Raw genomic sequence first — 14064 nt, forward strand, 5'->3', positions numbered from 1 at the left:
GTCCTTTCTTGCGTCAAGCCGTCCCATGCTCGACGATCACCAGAAGATGGCGGCCTTCGAGGGTGATCGTGGTTTCGTAAATGTCGTCGCGGTTGAAATCGGCCTCGATCACGGTGCGGTCGATGTCTTCGTCACGCTCGTGGCTAAAGCGGATGCGGATATCGTCGTCGTCGAAATCGTCGCCGTAGATCTTTTCGAAGTCGTCCTCGTGGCGGTCGATTATTCGCTCGAACAGGTCATATTTCGACATGCGCAACCGATCCCCGACCTTGAAGTCCATGATCTCGAAACTGCGCGCCTCGACCGTGGCGCCGGGATCGGGCGGCGGCGACGGGGCAAGAAATTCAAAGACATTGTCGCCCTCGCCGCCCTCAAGGCAGAACGGCGCGTCGCCCAGGATGAAATGGTCGTCACCCTTGCCGCCGCTTACGGCCTCGAAGCCGGCGATCGCATCCGTGCCGATCTCGACCCCGCTGGCGACGCCGGCATTCAGGTCGATCAGCAGGCATTCCTCGGCGGCGGAATAGTCCAGCCGGTCCCATCCCTCGCCGCCGTCCAGGCTGCCGTCCCCGCCATCGAGCGCCGCGATGACGTGATCGTCGCCCGCGCCTGCGATCACGCGCTCGAATCCCGCGATCGTGTCCGTGCCGATTTCCTCGCCGCTGGCAAGCTCGTCATGAAGGTCGATCAGCAGGCTGTCGGCGGCGGCGGAATAGTCCAGCGTATCCACGCCCGCGCCGCCGTCATAGATGTCGTCGGCGGCGTCCAGCGCCGCGACGACATGGTCGTCGCCCAGCCCGCCGCGGAGGACATCCGCGCCCCGGCCGTCGCTGAGAATATCATTGCCCGCACCGCCTTCCAGCAGGTCGTCGCCCGCGCCCCCGATCAGCAGATCGTCGCCCGCGCTGCCATGCAGGCTGTCATTGCCTGCACCGCCGTCCAGATAGTCGTCGCCGGTGCCGCCATCCAGCAGGTCGTGGCCGGCTTCGCCCTGGATGATGTCGTCGCCCTCCTGGCCGAAGATGCGGTCGTCGCCGGCACCGCCCCACAGGTGATCGTCGCCCCGGCCGCCGAAGATCACGTCATTGCCGTCGCCGCCGAAAACCGTGTCGTTGCCGTCAGCGGCGACGATATGGTCGTGGCCCCGCCCGCCCTGCACGACGTCGTTGCCGCCGCCCGCATCGATATTGTCGTCGCCGTCGCCGCCGTCGATATCCTCGGCGCAGGCGCCGCCAAGCAGGTTGTCGTCCCCGTCGGTCCCCTGGATGAAATGCCGTTCGAAGACCGAGAAATGCGCGGTCTGGATGACAGAGGCATGGCCGTCGCCGATCTCGTAGCTCAGCGTGACCGGGCCGCTGAAACCGGGTTCGGGGCGATACTCCCAGCCGCCGTCGGTGCGGATCACCGTGCCGGCCGAGGCGGTGACATGATGCACCGACAGCATGTCGCCGTCGGGATCCTCGGCATGGCGCAGCAATTGGCCCAGCCCGATCGCCAGAACCGCGCAAGAGGCCATGTCGGCCAGATGGACCGGCCCGGAAACGCGCGGAGGGCGGTTGCCGCCCTGGGGCGGGGGATCGCCGTCGTCGTCATCCTCGTCCGGTTTCGGGTCCGCAGGCCCGTCGTCCGCCGGCGGAAGCACCTGGCCCTTGGGGCTCGGGTTCGCGAATCCGGGCGTGGCGATGCGGTTGTCATTCGCGGCCGCGCCGCCCGGCGGGACGAACGGTGCGCCCTGCCACGGCACCGGCAGGCCGAATGTCTCGACATGAACGGTTTTCGGCGATGCCACGGATCCGGCGGCAAGGCCGGCGGGGCCGTCCTCGACCGGCGCCGCCGGCTGCGCCCCGGTTGCCGAAGGGGCGCCTTCTGGCGCCCTGGGCGGGGCGGCGGCCGAGAATGCGGCGCCGGCCGGCTCTGCCGCGCCCTGCGCCGCTTTCTGCGGCGGAAGGGCTGTTTCCTCTTGTCCCCAGGTTGGAAAGATCGATTTCAGATACAGGCCCAGCCAAACCAGCGCCGCGCCGAAAACATAGGGCGCGCGGCCTTCCCCTTCGGGCGCCTTCGCCGCATAGCGTTCCGCGGCGGCGGTTTCGGCCGAGCCGGATCGGGTGCCCTTGACCTTGATGATCATGCCGTGACGCGCGCCGTTGCCGGGGCACGCTCCTTCCTGTCGGTTTCTGCTGCGTCGAGATCGACCCGCACGGGCCGCGCGATGATGTCCTCCTTGGGACCGAAGGCGGTCATCCGGCCGTTCTGGACCACCGCGACCAGGTCCACCGCCGCCAGGGCGCTGGGACGATGGGCGATCACCACCACGATGCCGCCCCGCGCCTTGACCGCGTTGATCGCCGCCGTCAGCGCTGCCTCGCCCTCGCCATCCAGGTTCGAGTTCGGCTCGTCCAGCACCACCACGAAGGGATCGCCGTAAAGCGCGCGGGCAAGGCCGATGCGCTGCCGCTGGCCGCCGGACAGCGCGATCCCCATCGGCCCCAGCGCGGTGTGATAGCCGTCGGGCAGGCGCACGATCATCTCGTGCACGCCCGCCGCCTTGGCGGCATCGACGATGCCGCGCGGATCGGGATCGGGTTCCAGGCGCGAGATGTTTTCCTGGAGGTCGCCCTCCAGCAGCGCGACATCCTGCGGCAGATAGCCGATATGGCGGCCAAGGGTTTCGTCGTCCCATTGCCCCAGCTCGGCATCGTCCAGCCGGATGCTGCCGCGCAGGGCGGGCCAGATGCCGGTCAGGGCACGCGCCAGGGTGGTCTTGCCGCCGCCGCTGGGGCCGATGACGCCAAGCGCCTGGCCCGGCGACAAGGTGAAGCCGACCTCGCTCAGCAGCACGCGGCCGCTGTCGGGGGCGACGATGGTCAGGTTCTCGACCTTCAGCGACTGGCGGGGGGGCGGCAGGGGCATCGGCGCCTCGGCCTCGGCCAGCGCCACGACGGTTTCCTTCAGCCGCCGGAAGGCCGCGCGGGCGGCGACCACGCCCTTCCAGTTGGCGATGGCCATGTCGATCGGCGCCAGCGCGCGGGCCGAGGCGACCGAGGCGGCGATGATCGCGCCGGGCGACAGCTCGCCGATTATGGTCAGGAAGGCGCCGAGGCCCAGCACCGCGGATTGCAGGATCATCCTGAACACGCGCGAGATCGCCCCGAAGGTGCCGCCGACATCGTTGGCGCGGGTCTGCAGCGCCAGATGCTCGTCATTGGCGCGCGTGAAGCGCATGACGGCGCGGGCGCCGAAGCCCATCGCCTTGACGATCTCGGCGTTGCGGGCGTTGGAATCGGCGATGGCGTTGCGGGCGATCATCGCCTTCTGCGATGCCTCGTTCAGGCGCCGTGTCATCAGCTCGGTGACGATGGTCAGCGCTGCCAGCACGAAGGCGCCGCCCAGCGTCAGCGCCCCCAGCCAAGGATGCAGGACATAGACGAAGGCCACGAACAGCGGAACCCAAGGCAGGTCGAACAGCGCCACCGGCCCCTGGCTGCCCAGGAAGCCGCGCACCGTATCGACGTCGCGCCCCCGCTCCAGCGCCTCCGAGGTGGAAAAGCCAAAGCGCGGCATGTCGATCGCCACCTGATGGGCCAGCGGCGCCAGCCGGCGGTCCAGCCGCGCGCCGATCCGCACCAGGATCTGCGAGCGGATGATGTCGAACAGCCCCTGCGAGAAATACAGCCCGATGGCCAGGATCGAGATCGCCAGCAGCGTCGGCACGCTGCCGCTGGTCAGCGCCCGGTCATAGATCTGCAGCATGTAGAAGGCGCCGGTCAGCGCCAGGACGCTGATGATGCCCGATATGCCGAACAGAAAGACGAGGATGGCGCGATATCCCCGGATCAGGTTTGCAGCGCCCTTGCGTCTCGCCACCTTCGTCACATCCCTGCCACGCATCGGAACCCACCTCGCTACCTTGTCGGGAAAGGAACCCGCCGGCCGCCCTGGGACCGGCCGGCGGGCCACGGCGTCACAGATTGAAGTCGTTCGCCGTCAGGATATGCGCGCCCTTGAGGCTGATGCGGAAATCGGCCCCGTCATCGCCGGTGGTGTTCCCCATCACGACCGTATAGTCGCCATCCTCCCTTGTCTCGTGAACGACCATCAGCTGGCCGCGTCCGGTGAAGGCCTCTCCGGTCACCAGGGTGAAGGATTGCTTGCCGCCCGCCCCGGCATCGGCATCGATGGCGGAAAGGTCGATGCGATCACCCGGCGCGAAGTCGACGATCGTGTCGCCATCGGCATCCTGCGCCGACAGGAAGCGGAAGACGTCCTTGCCGCCGCCGCCATCCATCACGTTGACCGCGGCGCTGGCGGTGATGACGTCATTGCCCGATCCGGTGACGATGTTCTCGATGCTCCAAATCGTGTCGCTGCCGGTCTGTTCGCTCGACACGCTGCCCCGGCCCATGAAGCCGGTGCCCAGATCGGCGGTGATGTTGGTGGTTATCTGGGACATGTCCAGCGTGTCGGCATCCTCGTCGCCGTAATAGACGTCGTCGCCGTCGCCCTTGGTGGCCACGATCAGATCCCCGCCCTTGCCGCCGAAGACGGTGTCGTTGCCGGTGCCGCCGGTGATCATGTCCCCGTCGTCGCCGCCGAAGATCCGGTCGTGCCCGGCATCGCCATAGAGCATGTCCGCCCCGGCACCGCCGAAGATGTCATCGGCGTCGCTGCCGCCGAGGATCACGTCGCGCCCGCCGCCGCCGCTGAGGAAGTCGCTGCCCTCGCCGCCGCGGATGATGTCGGCGCCCTCGCCGCCCTGCAGCACATCCGCCTTGCCCGTGCCGATCAGGGTCAGGTCAGCCGCCGCGCCGGCCCCATCCGGGGGCGCGACGTCGTCCGGGCCGTCGCCCAAAGGGCTGGTATCGTCCGGCTCGGTTTCCGCCGGCGGCGCGGCCGGGCCGGTGAAGGTGACGGAACCCTCCCCGGCCGTCAGCGTGGTGGTGCCGTCGGGATTATGGGTGATCGTATGGCCCGCATCGCTTCCGGGCATCTCGATCACGTCCTGCTCGCGCAGCTGCCCGATGATCGTGTCCTGCCCGCCGTTCGAGCGGAACAGAACCCGGTGGGCCGAGTTCAGCCCCGAGATGTCGAGCACGTCGTCGCCGGCCCCGCCTTCCAGCGTGATGGTGCTGTAGGAAAGGCTGGTGCCGGTAAAGTCGCCATGCGCCGCGAAGGTGTCGCCGCCGCCCATGCCCGAGATGACGACCTCCTCGACATCCTTCATGATCGCGACGACCGCGGCGTAATTGGTGCCGTTGCGGGTGATGATGATCTCGGTATCCTCGGGCACGTTGCCGTTCAGCACCTGGTTGTTGTTGGCCGCGGCGGCGGCCCGCCATTCGGCAAGCGTCCAGATGTGATAGGCTTCGGCGGTCGCGTCGCCGGTGACATGCACGGTATCGGTGTCGGCGCCGCCGTCGATCGTGTCGCGCCCGTCGCCGACGTTCCACTGGACCAGGTCGTCGCCATCGCCGCCGCGGATGACGTCGGCGCCCACCCCGCCGATCAGCGTGTCGTTGCCCAGGCCGCCGTCAAGCGTGTCGTTGCCGATGCCGCCGTCAAGCGCGTCGTTGCCGGCCCCGCCATCCAGCAGATCGACGCCGGCCTCGCCGATCAGCTCGTCGTCGCCATCGCCGCCGGACAGGGCATCGTTGCCGGCGCCGCCGTTCAGCAGGTCGTCGCCCGCGTCGCCCTCCAGCGTATCGGCCCCGGCGGCGCCGTTCAGCGTGTCGTTGCCGCCGCCGCCCAGCAACAGGTCGTTGCCGCCTTCGCCGTTCAGAAGATCGTCGCCGTCCAGGCCGCTGATCGTGTCATTGCCGCCCCTGCCTTCGATGATGTCGGCGCCGACGGTGCCCGACATCGTCTCTGCCGTGCCGTTGCCGACCAGATGGACGCCGACCGGCGAGGTCACGGAAGAGATCACCTCCTCGGCCTTGCCGAAGCCGTCGGTATAGCGCGCCACCACCCGCAGCTGGGTGTTCACATGGGCCAGGCCCGGCGTGAAGGAACTGCCGGTCGCCCCGGCGATATCCGTCCACAGGCCGCCGATGAAGCTTTGCCACTGCACGCTCATCGTCGCCATGTCGATCCCGTCGGCATCGCTGATCCCGCTCAGGTCCACGGCCAGCGCCTGGCCCTGCGTGGGCGTGGTGTCGCTGATCAGCGGCTGGCCCACCGGCTCGGCGTTGAACAGGTCCGAGACATTGACGGTGACGTCGCCGAACTGCAGCACCTCGATGTTGTAGAGCGTGTCGATCCCGTCCGAGACCCGGTTCTGGTTGGTGATCGGGTCGATCACGCCAGCGGTCTCGTCGAGATGCTCGATCCGGATGCTGCCATCGGCGTTGCGCGTCACCGCGTAGTTCTCGAACAGATCCCAATAGACCGCGGTGTCCGTGCCGCTGTCGTCCCACAGGATTTCGCGGGTGATCTGCAACTGGCCGGGGTCATAGACCCGCTCCAGCATCAGCAGGTCCAGCGTCCGGCCGCCATGCAGCACGTTGCCGGCCAGGTCGGTGACGACCGCGGACATGCCTTCGGCCGTGGCGATCTCGGCCCCGCCCGCGTCAAGGATGCTGATGCGCAGGTTCAGCCAGGCGTCGCCGTCGATGACGTCATTGCCGCCCCGGCCCTCGATCAGATCGCCGCCGCCGCCGCCCAGCAGGATGTTGCCGCCGGTGAAGATCATCTTCTCGGCGCCCGAGCCGTCGGCCCAGTATTCGCCCAGCCGCATCATGTCGGGGGTGATGATCTGGTCCAGCCCGGCGATGCGGTCGATCCCGGCCTGGTCCAGCTCGTTATGGATGAAATTGCCCTCGGGCGTCGGATCGAAGGCCAGCTCCTGGTCGCCCTCTTCGTCGCTGCGGTCGTCGCCGCGCAGGATGTCGTCATGGATCCAGCCCGACAGCGCCTCGACCTGGCTGAAGCGGTCGCGCAGTACCTCCAGGGGCAGGCTGTCGAAGACCGGGAAGTTCATGTCGGCCACGCCCGGAACCTGCTGGCCCTTGAAGGCCACCCAGTCATGGCCCCACATGCCGATGAACTTCTGGATCCCCTCGCCGGCGATCATGATGTCGTCGCCGGAATCGGCGTCGTAATCGGTGTCGCCGCTGCCGCCGTTCAGCACGTCATGGCCGATGATCGACGAGTTGAAGAAGATGTCGCCGTTGTCGCCGGCGATATAGTCGAACAGGCCGTGGCCCTCGACCCAGTCGTCGCCCTCGTTGCCGAACAGCATGTCCGGGCCGTTGCCGCCCATGAGGAAGTCGTCGCCGGTGCCGCCGCGGATCTCGGAGCCGTCCGGGCCGGTCATCAGGAAATCCCGGCCCGAGCCGCCGAAGATCAGCGCCATGCCCGAGCCGCCGTGGATGACGTCGTTGCCGGCATCGCCATGCAGCATGTCGGTCTCGCCTATGTCGGTGCCGGCATTGGTGATGATGTCGTTGCCGTCGCCGCCATGGACGATGTCGACGCCATATCCGGCCTCGATCCGGTCGTCGCCGCCGAAGCCCCGGATCGCATCGTCGCCGCCGCCGGCGATGATGGTGTCGTTGCCCTCGGTCCCGGCGATGACGGTGTGATCGGCGCCATTGTAGCGGATGAAGTTCTCGCCGCGCTCGACCAGGCTGGAGATCGCCTCCAGCGTCGGGTTGTCATGCACCGGATCCGCGTGCCCGAACTGCGCCTGCTTGGCGGCATCGACATAGAGGACGTGATCGGGGATCGAGAAGATGTCGCCCGGCAGCGCGAATCCCGTCGCTCCCAGGTCGGTGTTGCGCATGACGATCGAGGCCAGCGAGTTGTTCTCCAGCTCGGTCAGCAGGTTCAGGCCCTGCGCGCGCGACAGGTAATAGAAGCGGTCGGCATGCTGCAGGTTCTCCATCTGCAATTCGAAGATGAAGGCGAAGGTCGAGCCCAGCATGCCCCCGAAGGGCATCTTCTTCTCGGCCAGGCCGCCGACCCACAGGTCGACATCGTCAAGCCCGCCCCTGCGCGCCGCGAACTCGCCGCTTGCGCTCAGGAAGGCCAGCCGGTCGGCGGGGGTCGAGATCACGCGGGCGCCGCCGTCCTCGAAGACCGTCTGGTCGGTGCCGAAGACGATGGCCATGGCGGCGGCACGCTTGCCCGCCACGGTTTCCTCGCCCGTGATCAGGTCATGGGTGCCGTAGGCGGCGATGAAGTTGACGATGGATTCGGGGTTCTTCAGGTTCACCGCGAAATCGACCCAGCTGTCATAGGGCTTCAGCTGGCTGTCGCCGCCGGCCATGTCCATGAACTGCTGGCGCGCCTCGTTCAGCGTCGGCATGCCGGTGTCGCGGCCGCGCGCGATGTTGATCGCGGCAAGGTCCAGCGGGATGCCGACCAGCTGGTTGCGCAGCACGTTGGTGACGAATTCGTCGATCTCGTTGCCGACCTGCCCGGTCATGCCGCGCACGATGGCGCCCGCCGCCTGGTGATGGTCCACGGTGTCGGAGCCGAAGGCCAGCGGGTTGAGGAAGGCGTCGAAGAGCGTCAGGTGGTCGGTCGAGCCGTCCGCATGGATCTGGTCCACGGTCTCGTTCAGCATCGAATGGCCGAAGCGATAGACCACATGGGCGAATTCGGCAAAGATCGCCGGATTGATCTCGACATCCGGCTGCACCATGAAGATGTCTACGTCGGGCTGCGCCTTGCGGGCGAATTCCTCGAAGACCAGGTGCTGATATTCCATCTCGGTGGTGAAGCGCGCGGTCTGGAACAGCCGCTCGCCGTCCCAGTTGCCGTCGGCGTCGCGCCATTCGGCGATGAAATCCGCGTCGCCAGTGTCCAGGATCACCTGCTTGATGTGATCGACCAGCCGGTTGTGCTCGGCGTGGAACACCGAATGCACCGCCGTCAGGCCGATATTCTCGTTCCCGCGCCCGTCGCCGGTGATGTAATGCGCATCCAGCATCTCGTCGTCATAGGAATCGCGGTTGCCGCGCGCGTCGAAGCCGCCGGAATAGCCCGGCGCGTCGTCGCCATCGGGCTGCAACACGCCGTCCACCGCCACCGGCACCGCGTTATGGGCGATGTCGTCCAGGAAGGCATTGCCCGTGCGTGCGGCCGAGACGGTCTCGCCCGGATCGATCACGTTGCCGCCGAACAGCACGGTGCCGGGGGGCAGCTGGATGGCGGAGGGATCGACCGGATCGGCCAGGTTGCCCTCGACCCAGATCGGCATGCCGTCCACGTCGAAGGCGGCAAGGATCTGCGGCAGCCCGTTCGGGCCGCGGATGAATTCGCCGTAGGGGTCGGTCAGCAGGACCGGAACCGCGCCCACGTCCAGGTCGGTCAGGTCGATGCCCAGCAACTCGCGCGCCTGATCCTTGACGTCGCGCCATGTGGCCATGCCCCGCGCCCCTTCCAGCAGCTTGCCGGTCGAGACCGGCCCGTCCGGCCCTTCGGCATATTCGCGCAGAAAGACCTGATGCGAGGGATGCGAGGTATAGGTCTGGTTCTGGTCCACCCACGGCGTGGTCACATTGGCCGCGCCGTCGCCGATGGTGGCGCGGGACATGGCCATGAAATTGGTATGCGGCGAATCCGGGTCATACAGCGGGTCGTCCGGCTGCAGCGGGATATAGACCGTGCCGTGCCCGCCCTTCTGCACCAGGTCCAGGCCGTGGTCGAAGAACTGCCCGAACAGCGTGAACCAGGCATTGTAGGATGCCGACAGCCCTTCGTCCGGGGCCTGGTTGGGCAGCCTGATGGTCGGGCCGTCCATCTCGATCCCGTGCTGGTCCAACAATGTGGCCAGCTGGGCCTGTGCGATGGCATGGGCCGCGCTGCCCGGCACCGTGCCCTTGACCAGCGAATGGGCCGTCATGACGCCTTGCATCGCCGCGGTCATGTCCGCGCCCTCGACCCCGGCATGGCGCAGCGCGGCGGCGATGGCCGCCGGATTGTCCAGCGTCTGGTCCACGATCAGGTTGGAAATCAGCCGCGGGTCGGCATCGACCACGGTTCCGGGCTGAAAGCCGGGGCTGGTCGGACTACCGGGCGCATAGTCGTTGTTGGTCAGCCATACCGGGTTTTCCGGCGTGCCGAACATCATCTGGTCGTCGCTTTCGTCGCGCCAGGTGGGGTCGGTCAGCCGCAGGAATTCCTCGTGCGAGGCGCCCCATCTTTCGCGGCCGGGAACAAGGTTGTTGTCGCTGCCATCGACCGTGCGCAGCCCATAGGGCAACAGCGGGCTGCTTACCAGTTCGGTCAGCGGCGTGCCGGCGGCATGGGCCTCGGCGATCTTGATCTGCTCGAGAATGAATTCGAGATCGTGCCTGATCAGCGTTACCATGATGTAATCCCCCTGTGTCGAACGCTTTCCGCCGCGGTGGCGGAAAAGCCCCGCCGGCGCCGCTATGCGGGACGCCTGCCGATATGCCTGGAATCATGCCCGTCTGGGCGCGGGGCATGAACTTGACAAAGTCCGGTCTTTTCATGCGGCCCAGGTCCGAAGGATAAGGCGTCGAAGGTCCAGGTGCGGATCGGACCAATGTCCGAAGGCCGATTGACCGAAAGTCTGAAAACCGGCCTTGGGACAATTCAACGGCCGTTCATTTCCATTATCGCATTCATATTGAAATCATCGGGAATCCGTATGGGAAAGACCGCGTCAAGATGCAAAAACATGCCCTTAACGACAGTTTCTGGGCCCGGACCGTTCTGCTATCGTCAAAACATATCGGTTCAGTTGAATGTCGACGGAGGTTTCCGCCCATGCCCAGAGTCGAGTTGGCGATTTTCGATGATCACCCCATCTTTCTTGAAGGCCTGGCAGGAATATTCGCCGACTCGGATGAATTCGCCGTGGTGGAAAAGGGCGTCTCGGCCAGCGATGCAATCAACCTGACGCTGAAGAACAGGCCCGATGTCATCCTTCTGGACCTGGACATGCCGGGGAACATCCTGCAGGCGATCCAGAAGATCCGCGAGGAAGCTCCCGATGTGCGGGTGCTGATCTTTACCGCCTCGATGGCGGTCGAACATGCCGTCCAGGTGCTGGAAGCGGGGGCGCATGGCTATGTCATCAAGGGCAGCACGGCGGCCGAACTGGCCGAGGCGATCCGCGCCGTGATGCGAGGCGAGACCTTTGTGACGCATACCTTCGCGGCCAAGGTCATCGCGGCATTGCAGAACGCTTCGCTTCGCAAGCGCACGCTGCAGGCGATCCGGCTGAACATGCGCGAGGAACAGATCGTGCGGCTGCTGTTGCGAGGCAGGACCAACAAGGAAATCGGCCAACAGCTGCAGATCAGCGAAAAGACCGTCAAGCATTACATGTCGATCCTGATGCAGAAGCTGCATGCACGCAACCGGCTGGAGGTGGTGTTGGCCGCACAAAAGCTGCAGGCAGAGGTGGCGCCGGGATCGAACCTCTACCTCCAGTAGTTTCCTATCCGGCTTCGACCGGCAGGCGAGCGGTGATCGTCGTGCCTCGTCCCGGTTCCGAGGTCGCATCAAGATTGCCGCCCAGGGTCTGCAATCGCCGCGACAGTCCAGGCAGCCCCAGTCCGGGCATTCCGTTTCCGCCCTGCGGCGCTTTCGCCGCCTCGGGTTGCAGCCCCGGACCGGCATCGCTGATGACAAGCTTGATCTCGCCGTTCCGCGTCTCGGCCCAGACCTGCTGGCCCCTGCCGCCGGCATGGCGAAAGGCGTTGTTCAGCGATTCCTGCACGATGCGATACAGGCAGATCTTTGCGGGCTCGGACAGGTGGTCGGGCAATTCCCCCAGCCGTTGCGAGACTGTCGTGCCGGTCTGGCTTTCATGCCGCGCAATCGCCAGCGACAGGGTTTCGGACACCGTCAGCCCGTCCAGTTCGGGAATGCTCAGCCCATAGGCCAGGTTCCGCAACTCCTGCATCGTGCGCGTGGCCAGCTCTGCGGTCTTTTGCCGCTCGCGCGCGGCGGCGGCGTCCTCGGCGCGGCCCGAGGGCAGGCCGCTGAGGCGCAGCACGATCAGCCCCAGCAGTTGCAGCGGGCCATCATGCAGATCCGCGCCGATGCGGGTCAGCAAGGTCTCGTTCACCTTGATCGCCTCCAGCTTGGCCGTTTCGGCGGTCTGCCGCAGGTCCGCGTTCTGGCGGGCCAGTTGCTGCGACATGTCCAGCCGATGGCGCAACTCGTCCTGTTGCGCCCGCACGATGCGGCGCGCCCGGCTCGCGGTCAGGATCAGCAGCGTCAGCATCAGCGCGGTCGTCAGCCCGACCACCCCCCAGATCCGCGACGCGACGCGGTTCATCTGGGCCTGAAGCTCGGCGGCATTCTGATAGAACTCGCCGACGGCGGTGACGAGGCCGCTTTCGCGGTCGCGCAGGGGCATATAGATCTCCAGCAAGGGCTGGCCCAGCCGCTCTTGCCGCCGAGTTCCGTGATCGGTCAGGTTCTCCATCAGTTCGGCCACGACCTGACCGCCAAAGGCGGCATCCAATTGGGCGGATGACATCTGCCGCCCCGTCAGCCGCTTGTCGGTGCTGTAGGCCACGGTGCCGTCCTGCCACCAGATCACCGCCGCCTCGATGGCGGTTTCATGGGTATGGCGCATCAGCAGTTCGTCCAGCTGCAATTCGATCCGGGACGGCAGCGTTCCATTTCGTTCGACATCACGCAGCAGCGGTTCGATGATGATGTTCATGTAGACGGCGCTGGCATCGGCCGCGCTTTCCACTTCGACATTGCGAATATAGGCGTTTACCCAATATCCTAGCGTGGCCATCGACATGCAGATCACCAGAGCGATCGCGATCACGACTTGCGAATGCAGCCCCATCTGCCGTCCGAAACTCTGAAGGATATGAGAGAACTCGGATTTGGGCATGGCGGATCCGCGGGGCAAGAAGAGCTTTCGCCATCTTGCAACAACCCGCAAAGCCCGCGCAATCCTTGCTGTGCCATGAAGTCCCGCACAGCGGGCGGTAGGCTCCGCGCATCCTCCGCAGCAACCTGGCCGCGTTTCCTCTTCGGGGAAGGCGTTGCAGTTCTCCCCGCGAGACAAGGGGTAAGCACCGGCCAGACTGACCCAGCGGAAGTTGATCGGGGAGGAACTCAAGCCGGTCTGGATTGGATGATATAACAGGTGCCTGTTAGATAACCGGCGAGGGAGCGCGAGATGACGACCGATCAGAACGATATGCGAAAGGATCAAGGTGAAACAATCGCCATCCTCAAACAAATCAAGCTTTGGCTACAGATATTGGCTGGGCTGCTCGTCCTGCTGATTTTGCAGGTCACGGTTTCTTGACGGCATCGCCTGATCGGCGGCGCGACGATGACGAGGGGCGACTTGATAAACGATCAGCCCAAGCTCAGCCAGGCGGTGGCAGCCGGCCGACTACGAGGTTTCCGAACCTCGCAGTCGATTGACCGATCCGCAGATGTCCAGGCCTGGAATCGCGGTCCAGATACCGTCCCTCGCGCTATCCAGACGAATGCAGCATTCGGTAAGTCCGTCCGCAACCACGGATCGGTGCCCGGTTTCGACACGGGCACGCCGGGCTTCATCCATGTGCTGGACGCCAATGACCTGCACCCGATCCGAAAAATCCAGGTGCTGCGCCGCTAATTCGCGCTGGCGCTCGACCGCAGCGCGGGGCGGCTTTACGCCGGCAATCCGCTGGACGGCTCGCTGACCGGGATCGACGCGCGGGGCGGGCGAGTTCTTGCACCGGATCGAGGGCGGGCTCTGGACCGCCGGCGCCGCCTATGGCGCGGCTGCCGGGCGCTTCTACGCCAGCGGCGGCGGCATCGAGGAGATCGCGGCGATCGACGCGGCTGGCGCGCTTCCAACCGGCGACACCGCCGAGGAAGGCGCCGAGACCTCGCAGCATTTTCTCGTCAACCTGACGATCGACGCCGAGGGCCAGCGCCTGTTCGCGGCCGATGCCCTATGCGGTCAAGCAGCGCATTCCCTTGCCGACGCATCCGAACAGGCTGGAGGTCAGCGAGGAAGGCCGGACCCCGTTTTTGACCGTCAAGACCCCGCGTGACAAGGACCATCCCGACTATCGCGAGGGCGCGCTGGATTCGCGGCCGCGCATCGACCTGGAGCGG

General features: G+C 66.2%; 8 protein-coding genes. 4 read left to right on the forward strand and 4 right to left on the reverse strand.

Features of this window, described 5'->3' with window-relative positions; translation table 11 throughout:
• Window positions 1–13: 13 nt before the first annotated feature.
• From KF941_RS27180 to KF941_RS28470, 3 genes are all read right to left on the reverse strand, one after another.
• Complete coding sequence (locus KF941_RS27180; RefSeq protein ID WP_214275172.1) at window positions 14–2128, reverse strand: cadherin-like domain-containing protein; 2115 nt, start codon at window positions 2126–2128, stop codon at window positions 14–16.
• On the reverse strand, window positions 2125–3888 hold the full coding sequence (locus KF941_RS27185; RefSeq protein ID WP_214275173.1) for a type I secretion system permease/ATPase: 1764 nt from the start codon (window positions 3886–3888) through the stop codon (window positions 2125–2127). The genes KF941_RS27180 and KF941_RS27185 overlap by 4 nt, the downstream gene beginning before the upstream one ends.
• 73 nt (window positions 3889–3961) lie before the next feature.
• Complete coding sequence (locus tag KF941_RS28470) at window positions 3962–10312, reverse strand: peroxidase family protein (RefSeq protein ID WP_214275174.1); 6351 nt, start codon at window positions 10310–10312, stop codon at window positions 3962–3964.
• A gap of 422 nt (window positions 10313–10734) precedes the next feature.
• Between KF941_RS28470 and KF941_RS27195 the strand changes: the two genes are divergently transcribed.
• Window positions 10735–11406 carry a response regulator transcription factor gene (locus KF941_RS27195; protein WP_036753138.1) on the forward strand — a complete coding sequence of 224 codons (672 nt, stop codon included), beginning with the start codon at window positions 10735–10737 and terminating at the stop codon, window positions 11404–11406.
• Between the two features lie 4 nt (window positions 11407–11410).
• Here the strand turns inward: KF941_RS27195 and KF941_RS27200 are convergent, their stop codons facing one another.
• On the reverse strand, window positions 11411–12784 hold the full coding sequence (locus KF941_RS27200; protein WP_214275175.1) for an ATP-binding protein: 1374 nt from the start codon (window positions 12782–12784) through the stop codon (window positions 11411–11413).
• A gap of 339 nt (window positions 12785–13123) precedes the next feature.
• Between KF941_RS27200 and KF941_RS28475 the strand changes: the two genes are divergently transcribed.
• From KF941_RS28475 to KF941_RS28260, 3 genes are all read left to right on the forward strand, one after another.
• Window positions 13124–13255: a hypothetical protein gene (locus tag KF941_RS28475; protein ID WP_276315891.1), complete on the forward strand. Its 132-nt coding sequence runs from the start codon at window positions 13124–13126 to the stop codon at window positions 13253–13255.
• A gap of 42 nt (window positions 13256–13297) precedes the next feature.
• On the forward strand, window positions 13298–13576 hold the full coding sequence (locus KF941_RS28255) for a hypothetical protein (protein ID WP_240540646.1): 279 nt from the start codon (window positions 13298–13300) through the stop codon (window positions 13574–13576).
• Between the two features lie 97 nt (window positions 13577–13673).
• A complete protein-coding gene (locus tag KF941_RS28260) occupies window positions 13674–14000 on the forward strand; it encodes a hypothetical protein (RefSeq protein WP_036753141.1) in 327 nt (108 codons plus the stop codon).
• The last annotated feature ends 64 nt before the right edge of the window (window positions 14001–14064 follow it).

The sequence above is a fragment of the Paracoccus sp. pheM1 genome (genome assembly GCF_018499825.1).
GTDB lineage: Bacteria > Pseudomonadota > Alphaproteobacteria > Rhodobacterales > Rhodobacteraceae > Paracoccus > Paracoccus versutus.

What these genes read in the sequence shown, in the direction of transcription:
- KF941_RS27180 (WP_214275172.1), bottom strand. Translation starts at nt 2,128, where the DNA reads ATGATCATCAAGGTCAAGGGCACCCGATCCGGCTCGGCCGAAACCGCC.
- KF941_RS27185 (WP_214275173.1), bottom strand. Translation starts at nt 3,888, where the DNA reads ATGCGTGGCAGGGATGTGACGAAGGTGGCGAGACGCAAGGGCGCTGCA.
- KF941_RS28470 (WP_214275174.1), bottom strand. Translation starts at nt 10,312, where the DNA reads ATGGTAACGCTGATCAGGCACGATCTCGAATTCATTCTCGAGCAGATC.
- KF941_RS27195 (WP_036753138.1), top strand. Translation starts at nt 10,735, where the DNA reads ATGCCCAGAGTCGAGTTGGCGATTTTCGATGATCACCCCATCTTTCTT.
- KF941_RS27200 (WP_214275175.1), bottom strand. Translation starts at nt 12,784, where the DNA reads ATGGGGCTGCATTCGCAAGTCGTGATCGCGATCGCTCTGGTGATCTGC.
- KF941_RS28475 (WP_276315891.1), top strand. Translation starts at nt 13,124, where the DNA reads ATGACGACCGATCAGAACGATATGCGAAAGGATCAAGGTGAAACAATC.